Origin of the sequence: Lysobacter sp. cf310 (assembly GCF_900114355.1) — a bacterium.
In the GTDB taxonomy this organism is placed as follows: Bacteria; Pseudomonadota; Gammaproteobacteria; order Xanthomonadales; family Xanthomonadaceae; genus Lysobacter.
Genome location: NZ_FOSS01000002.1, coordinates 851,277 through 867,529, shown reverse-complemented (window position 1 = coordinate 867,529; position 16,253 = coordinate 851,277). Strand labels below are relative to the sequence as shown.

Genomic DNA, 16,253 nt, shown 5'->3' with positions numbered 1-16,253 from the left:
GGCGTCGCCGCCCGCAGCGGGCGCCCTGGCGTTTCGACGCATTCCCTCGCGTACCGCCCCCACGCTCCCGCCCCGACCGGCGCTTCGCTTCCTCGATGCCCGCGGCCCGGCCTCTCGGCCTGGCGCACGCCGACGAACGGCGCTTGACTTCGTGCGCGATTGATTTAGCATATTAGTTAAATAAGCAAATGACTAAACCATAGAGGTGCACCGCCATGATCGATGAAGCCCTAGTCACCCAAGTCGGCCTGCTCGCCTACCTGGCCATCTCCGTCGCCATGACGATCTGGGTGGCCCGCACCCTGTCGCGCAACGGCGAGGTGTTCCTGGTGATGTGCTTCGGCCAGAACGAAGTCCTGGCCAAGTCCACCAACCATCTGCTGGTGGTGGGCTTCTATCTGATCAACATCGGCGTGATCGCGATCCGCCTGGACGGCTGGAACGCCGACGCCCTGCTCAGCAACCCGATCGCTCATATCGGCAGCAAGATCGGCGTGTCGGTGCTGATGCTGGGCGCCATGCACTTCTTCAACATGATGATGATTTCGCGCTACGGCCGGGTGGTGTCGGGCTGGATGAACGAGCAGCGCTACGAAGAGCGGGTCGCCGAAGCCGCCGCGCGTGGCGCGCCGCCGCCGCTGCCGGGTCGCGGTTGAGGTCGGCTTGCGCCGCGCAATCGCGCCGCAAGTCCGGGCCGCGACGGGTGCAGGCACCCGCCGCGGCCTTCGCGCGTGCGGCTCCCGGCCGCAGCGCGCGGCCGGTTTCGCCCACGCTCATACCGGCGTGGCGCGGAAGGCTATGATGTTCTCGCAGGCCACTGTCCATGTGTCCCGGCCCTCGCGGGCCGCCGTCGTTCCGACTCTGAAAGACCAGCCATGAGCGCGCAGTTATGAAACAGGACAAGATCTTCGAGGCGCTGGCGTCCACGCCGCGGCGGCAGATTCTGGCCTATCTGTCCGAGCAGGAACTGCCGGCCGGCGACATCGCCGCGCGCTTCAACATGAGCGCGCCGGCGGTCTCGCGCCACCTGTCGGTGCTGGTCAATGCCGGCCTGATTTCCAGCGAGCGGCGCGGGCAGTTCGTGGTCTACAAGCTGGTGCCCGACAACCTGGTCAACACCCTGACCCAGTTCGCGTTCGAGATCTGCCCGGTCGGCGGCCCGCTCAAGCGCGAGAGCCGGCGCGCGAAAAAAGCGGCCGGTTGAGCCGGCCGCTGGGGGAATGGCGCCGCGGTCGCGGCGCGTTCTTGCATTCGATCGAGGTCGGCGCGCGATGCGCCGGCGGCCCTGATTTCAGTCGCGCTCGAAGCGCGCGATCTCCTCGGCGATCGCCTGGGCGCGGCGCAGGCTGCGGCCGGTGATGCTGTCTTCCATGGCCTTGGCCAGGCGCGGCCGGCTGGGGTGGCGCGACCAGTGGTGGAACCACCAGGTCGCGAGCAGACCGACGACGCCGATCGCGCCGCCGATCACGAACACCGACGGCGCATTGAGGTACAGGTCCGCGCCGAACAGCACCATGAAGACCACCGTCATGAACGGCATCCAGATCAGCCACCAGGCCAGGCCCACGACCATGCCGGTGCGCACGTAGAACTTGCGCAGCCGCGCCAGGCGTTTCTGGATCTCCAGCACCGGCGCCGAGTAGTCCACCGCCGCGATCATGGCCTGCACCATGCCGCCGCAGGCGATCAGGGCCACGCCGTAGACGTGCAGGATCAGGCCGCATACGAACAGGTGGGTGACGTCGCGGTGGCTGGTCCAGAAATCCACGCCCAGCAGCAGCACCGCCAGCCCGATCAGCATCTGCAGGCCCTGGCCCAGAACCAGCGGCCACAGGCCGGATTTCAGGCGCTTGCCGCGTTCTTCGCGGAAGCGCAGCAGGTCCATGGCGTGCTGGCGCTCGAGTTTGCGGTCGAGGTCTTGCCAGGCTTGTTTGAGGTCGTCTAGTTCCATCGTCGTTGCGCTCATCGTGTCGTGTGCCGCGTGGTGGAAAGGGATGCGTGCGCCGCCGTCAGTCCGGCATTTCGCTGCGGATGCGTTGTTTGAGGCGGCTGATCTTTGTGGCCACATTGGTTTCGCTGATGCCGAGCACCTCGGCGATCTCGCGGTAGCTGCGGTCTTCCAGGTAGAGCAGCAGCAAGGCGCGGTTGAGCGGTTCCAGTTGGCCGATGAAGCGGTGCAGGTCGCGCACGCGCTGCGCGCTTTCGTGGTCGCCGGCGGATTCGTCGGCGAGCTCGTGCAGGTCCTCGTCCAGCGGCACCGCGTTGCGCTGGCGCGGGCCGTCGCTGCGCACGAACGAGATCGCCACGTTCAGCGCGATCCGGTACATCCAGGTCGAGAACGGCCGCGACGGGTCGTAGCCGGGATAGGCGCGCCACAGCTGGGTCGCGATCTCCTGGGCCAGGTCGGCGCGATCGTCGGGGTGCCGGCAATAGGTATTGCCGACCTTGAAGACGATCTTGCGATGCGCATCCAGCAGTTCGCCGAAGCGTTGCCGTGCGTTGTCCATGCCGACCGACCCCTCCAAACCCTTCATGCCGATGCCGCCGCTTCCGCCCTAGTCGAACACATGATTCGCGGGGAGGGGCGAAACATCACAGCCGGGCGCGACCGAGGGCGGGGCGGTCAGCCGGGCGGCGGCGCGGCCGGGCGATGGCCGGCTTCGGCGCGGCGCCGATAGAACGACAGCAGGGTCTCGCTCTGGCCGCCCAGCAGCCAGCGCCCCAGCGGCGCGGCGTACCAGTCGAAGGCGGTGCTGACGCGGTAGTCCAAACGCATCGCCAGCTGGGTGCCGCCGTCGCGCGGGGTCAGGGTGTAGGCGGTGTCGAGCAGGTCGAAGTATTCGCCGCCGATGCGTACGTGATCGTCGAGCGCGCCGGCGGGCACCGAATCGGCATCGAAGTGGTACTGCCATTTCACATAGCGCTGCGGCTGCCAGTCGCTCGACATCTGCTGGAAATGGATGCCTTTGCCCATGCGCACGTCGCGCACCAGGCCGGTCGGCGTCTGGCGCACGATGCCGGCCAGGGGCTTGGGCACGCCGATGCGGTAGGTCCAGGCGGTATCGACTTCGTCCGGGCGGATCGCGTCGGCGGTCATCAACTGGCGCCAGACGGTTTCGGGCGAGGCGGCGATGAAGACCTGCCGCTCGATGCGTTCGATGCGACCTTGCGGATGCGGGTTCTCGAGGGCGCCCAATACCAACGGCAGCAAGGCGACGCCGTATAGCGAGTGGCTCGGCCGTCGGGTCAGGCGGCAGATCAGGCCCATGCACAAGCCGCCGAATGCGCCGATGACCGCGAACAGAGGGAGTGCGACGATGGCGCAGATCGCGCCCTCCAGGCCCATGACCAGGGTCCCGGCCACGAAGAACGCATTGGCGAGCGCGCCCATGCCGAAGTGGAAGCCCCAGCCTTTGCGTGCCTGGCGTTCGACCACATAGACGGCGACCATGCCGACCAGGAAGGGTGCGAGCAGCAGGAACGAAATCAGCATGGGCGTGTAGGGATTGCCGGCGTCCGCGCTGAAGATCAGGCGCAAGCCCAGGCCGACCAGCACGCCGCACAGCAGCGGCCACAGCCAGTTGCCGTACAGCCAGCGAACGCGCTTGCCCGGCGCCGCGCTCATGACAGCCCCCGCGCGCGCAGACCCTGGCAGAACGCGCAGGGCGTGGCCGCGGGCTCCGGCAGCCGGTGCAGCTCCGGACGCGGCGGCAGGTCGGCGGGCTCGCGCAGGCGAGCGACCAGGCCGACACGCGCCAACGCGCGCAGCGTCCACCAGCCCGGATCCCATTCGCCCGGATACAGCCCCAAACGCGCCGAGCCCGGGAACGCATGATGGTTGTTGTGCCAGCTCTCGCCCATGGTCAGCAGCGAGGCGAAGCGCACGTTGTGGCCCTGCACCGCGGCGCCGCGCACTTCGTGGTGCATGCCGCCATGGTTATGGGCGAAGTAGCCGATCAGCCAGTGCCCGAACACGCCCGCGCTCACGCGTGCGCACACGCCCCAGAACACCCAGCCCCAACCGCCCAGGGCGAAGAACAGCAGCGCCCAGGGCAGGTGTTGGGCCATCCAGCTGCGCTGCAGGAAGCGATAGAACGGATCGTCGGCGATGCGCGCCTCGATCGCGATCGGCGGCGGATCGGCCAGCCGCAGCTCGCAGTGCAGCTGCCACCAGGCGTCGATCAGGAACGGCTGCCGATGGGCGAGGTAGTCGTGGCAATGCGGCAGGCGCTGGGCGTAGTCGCGCAGGTCGTGGGTGCGCACCAGGCCCAAAGGCCCGGCCAGACCGACCTGCACGCCGCAGTAGACCAGCAGGTACTCCAGCCACTTCGGGCAGTCGTAGCTGTCGTGGATCAGCTTGCGGTGCATGCCCAGCGAGTGGCCGAGCAGCAGCACGGTCGCGGTGCTGAGCGCGAACAGGGCCAGGGCCGACCAGCTGAAGTGCCAAGCCCCGCCGACGATCGCGCCCAGCACCATGGCGCTGAACCACACCGAGCGCACCGGCTCCCAGACCACCGCCCCTACGCTGACCGCGCGCACCGCGGCTTCGGCATCGGGGTGGGTGCGCACGCGATGGGTGCTCAGGCTGTCGGGCAGTGCGTTCATGGCGATCCCCTGGTCTGGGCGCGGACCTGCTCCGAGGTTGGGGCGGCGCCGGCCTGAATTCAGCATTTAACTAATTTGCTAAATATTTATTTGCACCTGCCACGCTTGTCAAGCGGCCGCCGACGGGCGGCGCCGGGGCGATTGGAAGAGGCGTGCGGGTGCTATGCCCGGCGCGGCGGCGCGCCGCGCTCGGAGGCGAGGTCCGGCGCGACCCAGGCATCCACGCCCCAGGACCGCGCCAGAGAGGCGCGGCAGGCGGCCGCCAGTTCCAGCGCGCGATGGCGCAGCTCCGAGCGGTTCTCGGGCATGTACTGCAACGCTTGGCCGAACAGCACCATGCCGGCCTCGACCTCGCGGTTCTCGACCAGCGCCAGCTCGCCCCAATACAGCTCCCAGAAACGCGCGACCGCGTCGCCGTGGTCGTGCGCGGACGCGATGCGCGCGCACACCCGCGCCGCTTCCGCGTACAGCTCGAGCTGTTTCTCCAGAAACGGCCGGGTCGCCTCGATGCGCCGGGCCTCGGCCTTGCGCTCGCCTTCCTCGCGCAAGGCCCGTAGCTGATCGCGGCGGGCGGTGCGCCAGGTCCACACGCCCCAGCAGAACGAGGCGCTGGCGCCGACCACCGCGATCAGTACCTTGAGGGTTTCCGCATCCATGCCTTGCGCTCCGATGCTTCAGTCGACGAAGTCGTACAGACGGTAGATCCAGGACAGCTCGTAGACGATGCCCGCGACCACGAACGCGCGGTGGAACCACTCCGAGCGCGTGCGCATCGCGATCAGGCACATCAGCACGAAGCCCAGATTGCGCACCGGATACTCGGGGCCGCGGCTTTCGAAGTAGATGCTGCCCTTGATCGCGGTGTCGATGAAATCGATCAGGTAACTCAGCGCCATGATCCCGAAGAACCACTTGCGCCGCGACTGGAAGTAATCCTGCCAGCCGCTGTAGTCGCCGATGTCGTCGGGGAACAGCAGGGTGCACAGCAGGAACAGCACGACTACGTAGACGATCAGGAACGCGTAGGCGGTGATGGTCCAGGCATGCACGTGGATCAGGCGGAATTCCCACCACCAGAAGTGGGTGAGCAGGATGAACATCGACACCGCCCAGCCCAGGTGCACCCAGTAGATGCGGTCGCGGCCGGGGTGCTGGACGAAACGCGCCAGGCCCTTGAGCAGGGTGGTGATCGCCAGGCCCAGGATGATGCCCAGCAGGACTCGGATATGGAGGAATTGCGGTTCCATGCGCGCGCTCCGTGTGGCGGCAGATCGTGCCGCGGCGGCCGCCCCCGGGCCGTGCCGGCGCCGGCAGCATACGGCGCGCCGGGGCCGCGCGGCGAGGTTGGAGCGCAGGCTCGGGCCAATGCTGCGATCATGGCGCATGAGCCAGAACGACGATTTCGCCTCCCTCCCGCTGTCGCCCGCCTTGTTGCAGGGCGTGGCCGCGCTCGGCTACGAGCGCATGACCCCCATCCAGGCCCAGGGCCTGCCGGCCCTGTTGGAGGGCCGCGACCTGATCGCGCAGGCCCCGACCGGCAGCGGCAAGACCGCCGCCTTCGGTCTGGGCCTGCTGCACCGCCTGGACCCGGCCGACGGCCGCACCCAGGCCCTGGTGCTGTGCCCCACGCGCGAACTGGCCGACCAGGTCGGCCGCCAGCTGCGCAAACTCGCCTTCGCGATCCCCAATCTCAAGGTCTCGGTGCTCTGCGGCGGCATGCCGCTGGGGCCGCAGCTGGCGTCGCTGGAACACGCCCCGCACGTGGTGGTCGGCACGCCCGGCCGCCTGCAGGAGTTGGTGCGCAAACAGGCCCTGCGTCTGGACGCGGTGTCGGTGCTGGTGCTGGACGAAGCCGATCGCATGCTCGACATGGGCTTCGAGGAGCCGATCCGCGAGCTGGTCGGCAAGACCCCGCGCAAGCGTCAGACCCTGCTGTTCTCGGCCACCTTCCCGGACGCGATCCGCACCCTGGCCGCGAAAATGATGCGCGAGCCGGTCGAGGTCACGGTCGAAGGCGCGGTCGGACAGCCTGTGGTCGAACAGCATTTCTACGAAGTCGAGCCGGCCAGGAAGACCCCGCTGCTGGCCGCGCTGCTGCTGGAGTTCCGCCCGGATTCCTGCGTGGTGTTCTGCAACATGCGCCGCGACACCGAGGAAGTGGTCGGTTCGCTGAGCCACTACGGCTTCACCGCATTGGCCCTGCACGGCGACATGGAGCAGCGCGACCGCGACGAGGTGCTGGTGCGCTTCGCCAACCGCAGCTGCAACGTGCTGGTCGCCAGCGACGTGGCCGCGCGCGGCCTGGACGTGCAGGACCTGGCCGCGGTGGTGAACTACGAACTGCCGACCGATCCGGACGTCTACATCCACCGCATCGGCCGCACCGGTCGCGCCGGCCGCGGCGGCGTGGCGCTGAGCCTGTGCAGCCCGCGCGAGATCGCGCGCGCGCAGCCGATAGAGGAGCGCCAAGGCCGACCGCTGCGCTGGGAGCGCGCTGCGCCGCTGGCCGGTCGCGCCAGCAATGTGCCGGTGGCGCCGATGGCGACCCTGCGCATCGACGCCGGCCGCACCGACAAGCTGCGCCCGGGCGACGTGCTCGGCGCGCTCACCGGCGATGCCGGGCTCAAGGCCGACCAGGTCGGCAAGATCGACGTGTTCCCGACCCGGTCCTATGTGGCGGTCGCGCGCGCGCAAGCCGCGCAGGCGCTGGCGCGCTTGCGCGAGGGCAAGATCAAGGGCCGCAAGTTCCGCGTGCACCGCTTGTAAACGGCCAGCATCGAGCCCGGCCATACGCCCACGGCGATGGCCGGCGCGGGCTGCCCTGGTGTCGTTTGGGAGGGCGGTCTAGGCTGATGCCGGGGATGCGCAGGCGCATCGCTGCGATGCACGCAGCTTGGCGATCACCACGGAGGGTGTCATGCCGCAAAACGAATCCTACGCGACACGTCTGGCTCAACTGCGCGCCTTCGCCGAGAGGACGCCCAGCGCGAGTTTGCGGAGTCTGTACACGACCGCCGCCGATATGACCGAGCTCGCGGCGCAGCAGGCGGATGAGCTGGTTCGCGTCATCGGCGACTACATGCCGGCTTTGCTAGAACGCATCGCCTACGTGCGCGAGGCCCACGCCCAAAAGGTCGAGCGCGCCGGCAGGGAGCTGGAGGACGCGCAAGCGCGCCTGGCCACTGCCGACGACCCGTCCGAGCGCGCCTTGATCGCGACGAACGTGAAAATCCTGATGACCGACCTGGAGCTATCCGCGACCACGCTCAAGTTCACTCAGCTGTTCCAGGACAACGATCGATTGCAGGTGACCAGCGCCCTCAAGCTGGCGCAGGCCTTGTTCGACGATATCTATGCGCCCGACGAGCGGCGCTTCCAATTGGCGGCGGCGATGCAGGCGGTCAAGCTGACGGCGGGGCTGTTGTTTCCCGTGGTCGGCGGCATGGCCGCCGCGGTCGAGGCGCTGTGGGTGGTGGGAGGCGCGCGCCAGCAGCAGGCACAGAAGGCGGGGAAGCACGTCGCCTACATCGAGCAGTACATCGTGGCGCTGAAGACCTGGCACGATGCCGCGGGCCACTCGATCGAGCACTTCCGCCAAGCCTCGGTCTAGGCGTCGGCCGCTGCCGCCAGGCCAGGCGGTCAGGCGCGACGGACGCGGCCATGCGGCCGCATCCGATTCGGGGCGCTTACTTGCCGTTGGCGCTGAAGCTGCCCGGGCCGAGCAGGGCGATCGCCAGGCCCGAGACCAGGAACATCACCTGCAGCTCCAGGGCCCAGCCGCCCTGGTCGTTGAGCTGGTTCAGCTGGCCCAGGTGGACCAGGAAGATCGCGAACAGCATGTTGATCGCGATCAACGCGCCGCCGACGCGCGCGTGCCAGCCCACGATCAGCAGGATCGGCGCCAGCACCTCGCCCAGCAGCACGCCGTAGCCGAGGAAGCCGGGCAGCCCGTGCGACTCGACCAGACCGACGATGCCGCCCATGCCGCCTTTGAGCTTGGCGATGCCGTGCAGCAGGATCAGCGCGCCCAGGACGATGCGCATGAACAGTCGGGCGAGATCCTGTTGGGTGTTCGGGTTCATCGGGCTTCCTCGGTGCGATCGGTTCGCGTGGACGAACGGCAGGATAATCGGCGCGGGCGGCCGTGTCTGCGGGGAGAGCCGTCGAGGCTGGGCCGAGCCGGATGGGGAGCCAGCGGCCCTGCGGCCGACCGGCTTCGATTGACCGGCTCGCGCGGCTGTACCCACAATCGGTCACACCCCGATGCAGCCGACCCGCATGCGATTGCTCCTGCCCTTGCTGCTGTTGGCGCCGGCGTGCCCGGCCGCGGCTTCCGAAACGCTGAGCGCGGTCATCGCCGTGACCAAGGACGAGGCCTATCGCTCGTCGCGCGTCGACTGGCCGCGCGTGGAGGCCGAGGCCGCGGCGGTCGAGCGAGCCGAGGGCGAAGACGCCGCCGTCCAGTTCGTGGTCCGCGCCTTGGGCGACCGGCATACCTGGTACGAGTCGCCCACCGCGAGCCGGCCGCCGGCTTCCGCTGCAACTCCGTCGGCCGCACTCGCCGCATCCGCCGCACCGCGGCCGATCGCGGTCGCGCTACCGGCCGCGCAGGGCGTGCCGGTGCTGCAGATCAACGCCTGGAGCGGCAAGGATACGACCGCCGCCGCGTCCAGCGTGCGCAATGCCCTGATCGCTTCGCTGGAGCAATCCGCCTGCGGCCTGGTGCTGGACTTTTCCTCGAACGAGGGCGGCAACATGTGGCCCATGCTGACCGGGTTGGCGCCCTTGCTGACTGAGGGCAAGCTCGGCGCCTTTCGCGACGCGAAAGGCGCCGAAGTCGTGATCGAAAAGCGCGACGGAAAAATCTACATGGACGGGGTCGAGAACCGTCTCAATAAGACGCTGAGCCAGACGCCGGCGCGGCTGCCGAAATTCATCGCCTTCGCGATCGGAAAGCGATCGGCGAGCTCCGGCGAGATCACTCCCATCATGTTCCGCGGCCAATCCAATGTCCGCTACTTCGGTTCCGCGTCGGCCGGTTACTCGACGGCGAACAGGGCGGTCCCGCTGCCCAACGGCGGACGCCTGGTGCTCACCACGTCGGCGACGCTCGATCGGAACGGAAACGAGTACGTACGGGAAATCGTCCCGGACGTGCAGACGGCGGACCCCATTCAAGCGGCGGCGGCCTGGATCAACGCACAATGCCGAACGAGCGCCAGTCGATGAGGCGACGGCCATAGGAGAGCGGTCATGCGAATCCAATACCTGGAGATAGTGAGCAAGGACGTGGATGGCGTATGCGCCGCCTACGAGGCGGCCAACGGCGTGCGCTTCGGCGCGCCCGATCCCGGACTCGGCCACGCGCGTACCGCACCCTTGGCCGGCGGCGGCCTGGTCGGCGTACGCGGACCCTTGCGGACCACCGAGGAGCCGGTGGTGCGGCCGTACTGGCTGGTGGCGGATATCGAGGCGGCAGTCGCCGCCGTGGTGCAGGCGGGCGGCTTCGTCGCGGTCGAGCCCACGCCGATACCGGGCCACGGCACCTTCGCCATCTATCTGCAGGGCGGCAACGACCATGGCTTGTGGCAGCTTTGAGCCCAGCGCCGGCGGCAGCGTAAATTCGGTCAGGCGTAGATAAGGGCAGAGGCGTCAACGGTGGGCTATTCGATCCCAAAGCAAAACGTAATTTCCTACGGACCCGAAGCCTTGGGTTCCTTCCACGGCTACATCTTCGAGTGGATCGACAACCTGCACTTCACCCAGGCGCCTTCCGCCTTCGTCGGGCCGCAGGCCGCGGCCTACATCGCAGCGGCCAAAGACCGTTTTCTGGCCATGGGCTGGGAGGGCGACGGGGATATCCAGTTGCTCTGGCTTCCGTCATTCGTGTTTCCGTTCGATGCCGGCATCAGGCCCGAGGGACTGGCGCTGTGGCATGTCAAACAAGAAGAGGACGGGGTTTCATTCCTTCTTTCGCCGGTAGAGCTGCCGTTCGAAGCATTCGGGGATGGCAGCCCTGGCGCAAGCGATTCGATGGCCGGCGCTGGCGGTTGACGAACCATTCGATTCCGAATCCCTTCATCGCCAGACCCATGTCGAACGTCAGGCTTGCTCATCGTCCCCAACTAGCAGGAGTGCGATCCATGGAACTCGGCGCGTTTTCCGTCAGCCTCGCGGTCAAAGACATCGCGGCGTCCAAAGCCTTCTACGAAAAGCTCGGCTTCTCCGCTTTCGGCGGCGATCAGGCGCAGGGCTGGCTGATCCTCAAGAACGGGTCGACGGTAATCGGCCTGTTCCAGGGCATGTTCGACAAGAACATCCTGACTTTCAATCCGGGCTGGGACCAAAGCGCGAGTCCGCTGGCTTCATTCACGGACGTGCGCGAAGTGCAGACGTCGCTGGATGCACAGGGCGTCGAGATCACGACGCGCGCGGATCCGGACAGCACCGGGCCGGCGCACCTCATCCTGTCCGATCCCGACGGCAACGTGATCATGCTCGACCAGCATGTCTAGGCTGAACCCGGAAATGCAAAGCGATGCCGAAGGCGAGAGAATCGCGATGTGCCGAGTCTGCGGCTACTGTGTTCCGCTGCTGCGGGAGTAAGTGGGCCTACTTTTTGTAGGCCCTCACTCGGACAGATTCTTGGCCTCGGCCGTCCCCAGCAGTTCCGGCTGCGACACCGCGCGCGGGCGGCTGATCAGCGGGTGCACGAACACCGCCGACAGGATGATCACCACGCCGACGTAGAACAGGCCGCTGAGTTCGCGCTGTTCCCCCAGCAGGGCGATCGCGAGCACGATCGCGTACACCGGTTCCAGGTTGATCGCGAGCTGGGCCGCGAACGCGGTCATGTGGCGCAGCGCCACCAGCGACAGCGCGAACGGCAGCAGCGTGCACACCAGCGCCAGGATCACCAGCAGCACCGCGTCGCGCAGGCCCGGCAGCACCAGCAGATCGCCGGCGAAGGCCGGGAACAGCAGCGGCATCGCCGGCGCCAGCACGGTCAGGGCGAGGGCGCCGGCGCCGAGTTCCAGCGCGGTCACGGTCAGCGGATCGCCGTGCTCGACCAGGCGCTTGTTGAGCGAGGAGAACAACGCCACCAGCAGCGCGGACAGCGCGCCGACCGCGATCCCCGCGCGCATCTCGTGCGGCACGCCGCCCACCACCAGGGCCACGCCCGGCAGCACCGCCACACCCAGCGCCAGCTCGCGCTTGGAGAACGGCCGTTTGGCCAGCTTGGGTTCGATCAGGGCGGTGAACACCGTCGCCAGCGCGATGCAGGTCGCGGCGACCGAGGCGTTGGCGAGCTTGATCGCGCCGTAGAAGGTCAGCCAGTGCAGCGCCACCAGCACGCCGATGCCGGCGTAGGACCACAGCAGCCGCGCCGACATCGCGCGCAGGCCGCGCCAGACCTTGGGCAGCAGGGCCAGCGCGACCACTACGATCAGCATGCGAGACCACACCAGCGGCAGCGCCGGCAGCGAGATCAGCTTGCCCAGGATCGCGGTGAAGCCCCATAGCAGCACGCAGAAGTGGATCTGGACTTGCGCCTTGGCGGTCGGGGTCATCGGTTTCGCGGTCGTGGGGTGAGCCGTATTATCGCTCCTCGGCGCGGATGCGCCGCGGGCGCGCGCATGCGACGCTGCGCCGCATACCAGGGGAGAGCGCACGGCCATGCCAGTCAGCGATACCCGTCACGCGTCCGGCGCCGGCGCCGCCCATCCGATCGGCCCGTCGGGGCGCGCCTTCGCCGCGTTGGTCGGCGCGGTCTCGCTGGCGTCCCTGGTCGGCCAATACTGGCTGCTCATCGCCAGCACCTGGGACACGGTGGGGCCGGCGTTGGCGACGCTGCGCTACCTGAGCTACTTCACCATCCTCAGCAACCTGCTGGTCACCGCGACCTGCGCGGTGGCGGTGTTCGGCGGCGGCTCGCGTCTGGCGCGCTGGCTGGCCAGCGCGCGCGCGCGCGGCGGGATCGCGCTGGCGATCGGGGTGACCGGCACGGTCTACGTCACCATCCTGCGCCACCTCTGGCAGCCGCAGGGCGCGCAGTGGTGGGTCGACAGCGGTCTGCACTATGCGACCCCGGCGTTGTATCTGCTCTGGTGGCTGGCGGCGGTGCCGCACGGCGGCCTGGGCTGGCGCGATCTCGGGCGCTGGCTGTGGTTTCCGGCCCTGTACGTGGTCTGGGCCTTCCTGCGCGGGCAGGTCGTGCACGAGTACCCGTATCCGTTCCTGGACGTGGGCGCGCTGGGCTGGCCGGTGGTGCTGCGCAATTCGGTCGGGGTGCTGATCCTGTTCCTGGTCTTCGGCGCCGGTCTGCTCGGGGTCGACCGGTTGCTGGGGCGCTGGCGTGGGCCCGACTGAGCCGGGCGGCCGCGTATACCGGAACTGCTTTGCAGATTCTTAGCGGAATCTTTACGAATCTTGGCCATTCGGGGCGAGTCGGCTTAGGCTAGGTGCCAATTCCGGTACCTGGGGTCAGGCCAATGACGCAACACCGCACTCGTTTGTTCCGTGCCGTCCATTACGCGATCTGCCTGGCCGGCGGTCTCGCCGTCGCCGCGCCGGCCCTGGCCCAGGACGCGCAAGCGCCGGCCGAGCCGGCCAGCGAGGCCAAGACCCTGGACACCGTGTCCGTGCTGGGCTCGCGCCGCAGCCAGCGCTCGTCCGATACCGCCTCGATCTCGCCGGTGGACGTGCTGCCGATGGCGCAGGCCACCGAGGAAGGCGCCCAGTTCGATCTGGCGCAGTCGCTGCAGTACGCCGCGCCCTCGTTCAACTCCACCCGCCAGACCGGCGCCGACGGCGCCGACCTGATCGACTCGGCCGCGCTGCGCGGCCTGGGCTCGGATCAGACTCTGGTGCTGGTCAACGGCAAGCGCCACCACACCACCGCCCTGGTCAACCTGTTCGGCGCGCGCAACCGCGGCAACACCGGCACCGACCTCAACACCATCCCGCTGATGGCGATCGACAGCGTCGAGATACTGCGCGACGGCGCCGCCGCCCAGTACGGCTCGGACGCGATCGCGGGCGTGATGAACATCGCCCTGAAGAAGCGCAAGGGCTGCGAAGCGGTGGCCGGCTGGGGTCAGTACTCGCGCGGCGACGGCGAGAACTGGCTGGCGTCGGGCTACTGCGGCGTCGGCCTGGGCAGCGACGGCGTGCTCGGCATCACCCTGGAGTATCAGGACCGCGGCCGTTCCGACCGCTCCGAACCCAAGGGCAGCCCGCGCATCATCGGCGACTCCAAGATCCGCAATCAGACCCTGTTCCTCAACGGCGAAAAGCCGCTGACCGAGAACGCGACCCTGTACTTCACCGCCGGCCTGCAGAACCGCGATGCGTCCTCGGCCGCGTTCGCGCGCGAAGGCATCGGTTCGGAAGACATCCCCTCGCGCAACTCCGAGGCGATGTACCCGAACGGCTTCGTGCCCTTCATCGACGGCGATCTGGAAGACCGCTTCGGCACCGTCGGCCTGCGTTGGGGCATGGGCGAATGGCAGGCCGATCTGTCGGCCACCTACGGCTACAACGAGCTGCGCTACGACATCAACCACACCCTCAACGCCTCGATCGCCAACCTCGACCTGCTCAACGGCGGCCGCGGCGTCAGCGCGAGCAGCTTCGATGCGGGCGGTTTCTCGTTCCGTCAGAACACCTACAACTTCGACGTCAGCCGCTACTACGACACGGTTTTCCACGGCTTCAACGCCGCCTTCGGCCTGGAACGTCGCGACGAGCGCTACAGCATCTTCGCCGGCGAGCCGGGCTCCTACATCGACGCCGACGGCGTCGGCGTGGGCGGCAACGCGGGCAGCCAGGGCTTCCCGGGCTTCCAGCCCAGCGATGCGGGCAGCCACGAACGCGACAGCTGGGCCGCTTATGTCGACCTGGAAGCCGATTTCACCGATCGCCTGACCACCGGCTTCGCCCTGCGCTACGAGGACTACAGCGACTTCGGCGACACCCTGACCGGCAAGCTCGCCGCCGGCTTCCGCGCCACCGACAACCTGATGCTGCGCGCCTCGGCCAGCACCGGCTTCCGTGCGCCCTCGCTGCAGCAGAAGTACTTCTCCTCGACCATCACCGACTTCATCAACGGCGAACCGGTCGACGTGGTGATCGCGCCCAACGGCGGCACCATCGCCAACGCCGCGGGCCTGCCGCTGCTGAAGGACGAGACTTCGAAGAACTACACCCTCGGCCTGACCTGGTCGCCGACCGCGAACACCTCGTTCACCCTCGACGCCTACCGCATCAACATCGACGACCGCATCGTGCTCAGCGGCCGCTTCGACACCAGCGATCCCACCGTCGGCGCGATCCTGGATTCGCTGGGCGTGGGCCAGGCCCAGTTCTTCGTCAATTCGGTCGACACCAAGACCGAGGGCGTGGACCTGACCTTCAACCACGAGACCGAGTGGGGCGGCGGCAAGCTGGGCACCTTCGTCGCCCTCAACTTCAACCGCACCAAGGTCACCGGCATCCACGCGCCGCCGGCCCTGGTCGGACGCGAGGACGTGCTGCTGTCCGAGCGCGAGCGCTTGTTCATCGAGCAGGGCGCGCCCAAGTCCAAGGCCGTGGTCGGCTTCGACTATTCGCGCGGCGCCTGGGAAGGCGACTTGAAGGTGATCTACTTCGGCCCGCAGACCCTGGGCACCTTCACCGGCACCGCCGGCGGCGTGCCCAACGCGCGTTACGAGGCCAAGACTTCGGCCGACGTCAGCGTGACCTATGCCTTCAGCGAGAACACCAAGCTCACCGTCGGCGGCGCCAACGTGTTCGACGTCAAGCCGACCCGCCAGGATCCGAACGAGACCGACAACGGCCACGTGTTCGACAGCGTGCAGTTCGGCCTTAACGGCGCGGCCTACTTCGTGAGGCTGTGGCACCGCTTCTGATCGCTGTGGTCCGGTCGGCATGCGCCGATCGGTCGCGATCGGCGCAATTCGGCGGTGCCGACGCGCGTATCCTTCCGACGTACGCGTCGGAAGGAGCGCAGCAGGCATGAGCAACGACTATCTCGATTACCTGCGCGACTTGATGGCCGGCTTCGGCACGGTCACGTCGCGGCGCATGTTCGGCGGGCATGGCTTGTACCGCGACGGCGTGATCTTCGCCCTGGTCGACGACGACGCGCTGTACGTCAAGGTCGACGACGTGAGCCGCGCGCAATTCGAAGCCGCGGGCTGCGCGCCGTTCGTCTATCACAAGCAGAAGGAACTGATCGCGCTGAGCTATTGGTCGGTGCCGGAATCGGCGCTGGATTCGGCCGAGGAGCTGCGGCCGTGGCTGGACCTGGCCTACGCCGCCGCCTTGCGCAAGGCGAATGCGCCGACGAAGAAGAAGCCGCGCGCGAAGCGTACGGCGAAGTAGCGCGATAGTGCGTTTGCCTAAGGGGCGAGCGGCGCTAGCCGCAGTCGCGCCTGCGTGGCTGCGACGAAACCGGCGATGGCGCGTGTGGTTTCAATCGCGGCTTACGCCGCTCCCACAGGAAGCTGGGCGCGGCGATCTCGCGAGCTTGGGGCGTTGGCCTTGGGGTAGGAGCGGCGTGAGCCGCGACCGCGGCTGCGTGGCTGCGACGAGACCTTCGATGGCGAGTGAGGTTCCGGGTCGCGGCTTGCGCCGCTCCTACAGGG

Annotated in this window: 19 protein-coding genes; 11 read left to right on the top strand and 8 right to left on the bottom strand. The window is 68.2% G+C overall.

Annotated features, from left to right (window positions below; translation table 11 throughout):
- Nucleotides 1-215 precede the first annotated feature (215 nt).
- Both BMZ45_RS10725 and BMZ45_RS10720 read left to right on the top strand, forming a co-directional pair.
- A complete protein-coding gene (locus tag BMZ45_RS10725; protein ID WP_175489039.1) occupies nucleotides 216-656 on the top strand; it encodes a hypothetical protein in 441 nt (146 codons plus the stop codon).
- Nucleotides 657-889: 233 nt separating this feature from the next.
- Nucleotides 890-1,204: a metalloregulator ArsR/SmtB family transcription factor gene (locus tag BMZ45_RS10720; RefSeq protein WP_056172614.1), complete on the top strand. Its 315-nt coding sequence runs from the start codon at nucleotides 890-892 to the stop codon at nucleotides 1,202-1,204.
- Between the two features lie 87 nt (nucleotides 1,205-1,291).
- Here BMZ45_RS10720 and BMZ45_RS10715 read toward each other — a convergent pair whose 3' ends face one another.
- The 6 genes from BMZ45_RS10715 to BMZ45_RS10690 all read right to left on the bottom strand — a co-directional run bounded on the left by BMZ45_RS10715 (nucleotide 1,292) and on the right by BMZ45_RS10690 (nucleotide 5,852).
- Nucleotides 1,292-1,951, bottom strand: a complete 660-nt coding sequence (locus BMZ45_RS10715; RefSeq protein ID WP_091636052.1) for a hypothetical protein — start codon at nucleotides 1,949-1,951, stop codon at nucleotides 1,292-1,294.
- Nucleotides 1,952-2,009: 58 nt separating this feature from the next.
- Nucleotides 2,010-2,507 carry an RNA polymerase sigma factor gene (locus BMZ45_RS10710; protein ID WP_057161532.1) on the bottom strand — a complete coding sequence of 166 codons (498 nt, stop codon included), beginning with the start codon at nucleotides 2,505-2,507 and terminating at the stop codon, nucleotides 2,010-2,012.
- Between the two features lie 116 nt (nucleotides 2,508-2,623).
- Complete coding sequence (locus BMZ45_RS10705) at nucleotides 2,624-3,625, bottom strand: hypothetical protein (RefSeq protein ID WP_091636047.1); 1,002 nt, start codon at nucleotides 3,623-3,625, stop codon at nucleotides 2,624-2,626.
- Nucleotides 3,622-4,605: an acyl-CoA desaturase gene (locus BMZ45_RS10700; protein WP_175489038.1), complete on the bottom strand. Its 984-nt coding sequence runs from the start codon at nucleotides 4,603-4,605 to the stop codon at nucleotides 3,622-3,624. The genes BMZ45_RS10705 and BMZ45_RS10700 overlap by 4 nt, the downstream gene beginning before the upstream one ends.
- A 161-nt stretch (nucleotides 4,606-4,766) precedes the next feature.
- A complete protein-coding gene (locus tag BMZ45_RS10695) occupies nucleotides 4,767-5,261 on the bottom strand; it encodes a hypothetical protein (protein WP_091636044.1) in 495 nt (164 codons plus the stop codon).
- Between the two features lie 18 nt (nucleotides 5,262-5,279).
- Nucleotides 5,280-5,852, bottom strand: coding sequence for a hypothetical protein (locus BMZ45_RS10690; protein ID WP_175489037.1), 573 nt, complete (start codon nucleotides 5,850-5,852; stop codon nucleotides 5,280-5,282).
- A gap of 136 nt (nucleotides 5,853-5,988) precedes the next feature.
- On the opposite strand from BMZ45_RS10690, the gene dbpA reads away from it, so the two are divergent.
- Together dbpA and BMZ45_RS10680 are read left to right on the top strand one after the other, a co-directional pair.
- Nucleotides 5,989-7,371, top strand: coding sequence for an ATP-dependent RNA helicase DbpA (gene dbpA, locus BMZ45_RS10685; protein ID WP_091636041.1), 1,383 nt, complete (start codon nucleotides 5,989-5,991; stop codon nucleotides 7,369-7,371).
- 127 nt (nucleotides 7,372-7,498) lie between these two features.
- On the top strand, nucleotides 7,499-8,215 hold the full coding sequence (locus tag BMZ45_RS10680; RefSeq protein WP_091636038.1) for a hypothetical protein: 717 nt from the start codon (nucleotides 7,499-7,501) through the stop codon (nucleotides 8,213-8,215).
- 76 nt (nucleotides 8,216-8,291) lie between these two features.
- On the opposite strand, the gene BMZ45_RS10675 is transcribed toward BMZ45_RS10680, so the two are convergent.
- Nucleotides 8,292-8,687 carry a DoxX family protein gene (locus BMZ45_RS10675; RefSeq protein ID WP_091636036.1) on the bottom strand — a complete coding sequence of 132 codons (396 nt, stop codon included), beginning with the start codon at nucleotides 8,685-8,687 and terminating at the stop codon, nucleotides 8,292-8,294.
- 196 nt (nucleotides 8,688-8,883) lie between these two features.
- On the opposite strand from BMZ45_RS10675, the gene BMZ45_RS10670 reads away from it, so the two are divergent.
- The 4 genes from BMZ45_RS10670 (at nucleotide 8,884) to BMZ45_RS10655 (ending at nucleotide 11,120) form a co-directional block, all read left to right on the top strand.
- Nucleotides 8,884-9,834: a S41 family peptidase gene (locus tag BMZ45_RS10670; protein WP_139215462.1), complete on the top strand. Its 951-nt coding sequence runs from the start codon at nucleotides 8,884-8,886 to the stop codon at nucleotides 9,832-9,834.
- A 24-nt stretch (nucleotides 9,835-9,858) separates the two neighbouring features.
- Nucleotides 9,859-10,203 (top strand): VOC family protein, encoded by a 345-nt coding sequence (locus BMZ45_RS10665; RefSeq protein ID WP_091636030.1) that lies wholly within the window; start codon nucleotides 9,859-9,861, stop codon nucleotides 10,201-10,203.
- Between the two features lie 60 nt (nucleotides 10,204-10,263).
- The gene (locus BMZ45_RS10660) at nucleotides 10,264-10,659 is read left to right on the top strand and encodes a hypothetical protein (protein ID WP_175489036.1); all 396 of its coding nucleotides are present in this window, start codon (nucleotides 10,264-10,266) and stop codon (nucleotides 10,657-10,659) included.
- 89 nt (nucleotides 10,660-10,748) lie between these two features.
- A complete protein-coding gene (locus BMZ45_RS10655) occupies nucleotides 10,749-11,120 on the top strand; it encodes a VOC family protein (protein WP_091636028.1) in 372 nt (123 codons plus the stop codon).
- Nucleotides 11,121-11,234: 114 nt separating this feature from the next.
- Here BMZ45_RS10655 and BMZ45_RS10650 read toward each other — a convergent pair whose 3' ends face one another.
- Complete coding sequence (locus BMZ45_RS10650) at nucleotides 11,235-12,176, bottom strand: DMT family transporter (protein ID WP_091636025.1); 942 nt, start codon at nucleotides 12,174-12,176, stop codon at nucleotides 11,235-11,237.
- 106 nt (nucleotides 12,177-12,282) lie between these two features.
- On the opposite strand from BMZ45_RS10650, the gene BMZ45_RS10645 reads away from it, so the two are divergent.
- The 3 genes from BMZ45_RS10645 (at nucleotide 12,283) to BMZ45_RS10635 (ending at nucleotide 15,990) form a co-directional block, all read left to right on the top strand.
- On the top strand, nucleotides 12,283-12,975 hold the full coding sequence (locus BMZ45_RS10645) for a Pr6Pr family membrane protein (protein WP_091636022.1): 693 nt from the start codon (nucleotides 12,283-12,285) through the stop codon (nucleotides 12,973-12,975).
- Nucleotides 12,976-13,097: 122 nt separating this feature from the next.
- Entirely contained in the window at nucleotides 13,098-15,515 is a 2,418-nt protein-coding gene (locus BMZ45_RS10640) for a TonB-dependent receptor plug domain-containing protein (protein WP_091636020.1), read from the top strand.
- Between the two features lie 106 nt (nucleotides 15,516-15,621).
- Nucleotides 15,622-15,990, top strand: coding sequence for a TfoX/Sxy family protein (locus BMZ45_RS10635; protein ID WP_091636017.1), 369 nt, complete (start codon nucleotides 15,622-15,624; stop codon nucleotides 15,988-15,990).
- Nucleotides 15,991-16,253 lie beyond the last annotated feature (263 nt).

Excerpts from the sequence above, each read along its gene's own strand:
- BMZ45_RS10650 (WP_091636025.1), bottom strand. The coding sequence starts at position 12,176 with ATGACCCCGACCGCCAAGGCGCAAGTCCAGATCCACTTCTGCGTGCTG.
- BMZ45_RS10645 (WP_091636022.1), top strand. The coding sequence starts at position 12,283 with ATGCCAGTCAGCGATACCCGTCACGCGTCCGGCGCCGGCGCCGCCCAT.
- dbpA (WP_091636041.1), top strand. The coding sequence starts at position 5,989 with ATGAGCCAGAACGACGATTTCGCCTCCCTCCCGCTGTCGCCCGCCTTG.
- BMZ45_RS10695 (WP_091636044.1), bottom strand. The coding sequence starts at position 5,261 with ATGGATGCGGAAACCCTCAAGGTACTGATCGCGGTGGTCGGCGCCAGC.
- BMZ45_RS10665 (WP_091636030.1), top strand. The coding sequence starts at position 9,859 with ATGCGAATCCAATACCTGGAGATAGTGAGCAAGGACGTGGATGGCGTA.
- BMZ45_RS10715 (WP_091636052.1), bottom strand. The coding sequence starts at position 1,951 with ATGGAACTAGACGACCTCAAACAAGCCTGGCAAGACCTCGACCGCAAA.
- BMZ45_RS10710 (WP_057161532.1), bottom strand. The coding sequence starts at position 2,507 with ATGGACAACGCACGGCAACGCTTCGGCGAACTGCTGGATGCGCATCGC.
- BMZ45_RS10705 (WP_091636047.1), bottom strand. The coding sequence starts at position 3,625 with ATGAGCGCGGCGCCGGGCAAGCGCGTTCGCTGGCTGTACGGCAACTGG.
- BMZ45_RS10640 (WP_091636020.1), top strand. The coding sequence starts at position 13,098 with ATGACGCAACACCGCACTCGTTTGTTCCGTGCCGTCCATTACGCGATC.
- BMZ45_RS10690 (WP_175489037.1), bottom strand. The coding sequence starts at position 5,852 with ATGGAACCGCAATTCCTCCATATCCGAGTCCTGCTGGGCATCATCCTG.
- BMZ45_RS10700 (WP_175489038.1), bottom strand. The coding sequence starts at position 4,605 with ATGAACGCACTGCCCGACAGCCTGAGCACCCATCGCGTGCGCACCCAC.
- BMZ45_RS10670 (WP_139215462.1), top strand. The coding sequence starts at position 8,884 with ATGCGATTGCTCCTGCCCTTGCTGCTGTTGGCGCCGGCGTGCCCGGCC.
- BMZ45_RS10675 (WP_091636036.1), bottom strand. The coding sequence starts at position 8,687 with ATGAACCCGAACACCCAACAGGATCTCGCCCGACTGTTCATGCGCATC.
- BMZ45_RS10725 (WP_175489039.1), top strand. The coding sequence starts at position 216 with ATGATCGATGAAGCCCTAGTCACCCAAGTCGGCCTGCTCGCCTACCTG.
- BMZ45_RS10720 (WP_056172614.1), top strand. The coding sequence starts at position 890 with ATGAAACAGGACAAGATCTTCGAGGCGCTGGCGTCCACGCCGCGGCGG.
- BMZ45_RS10635 (WP_091636017.1), top strand. The coding sequence starts at position 15,622 with ATGAGCAACGACTATCTCGATTACCTGCGCGACTTGATGGCCGGCTTC.
- BMZ45_RS10655 (WP_091636028.1), top strand. The coding sequence starts at position 10,749 with ATGGAACTCGGCGCGTTTTCCGTCAGCCTCGCGGTCAAAGACATCGCG.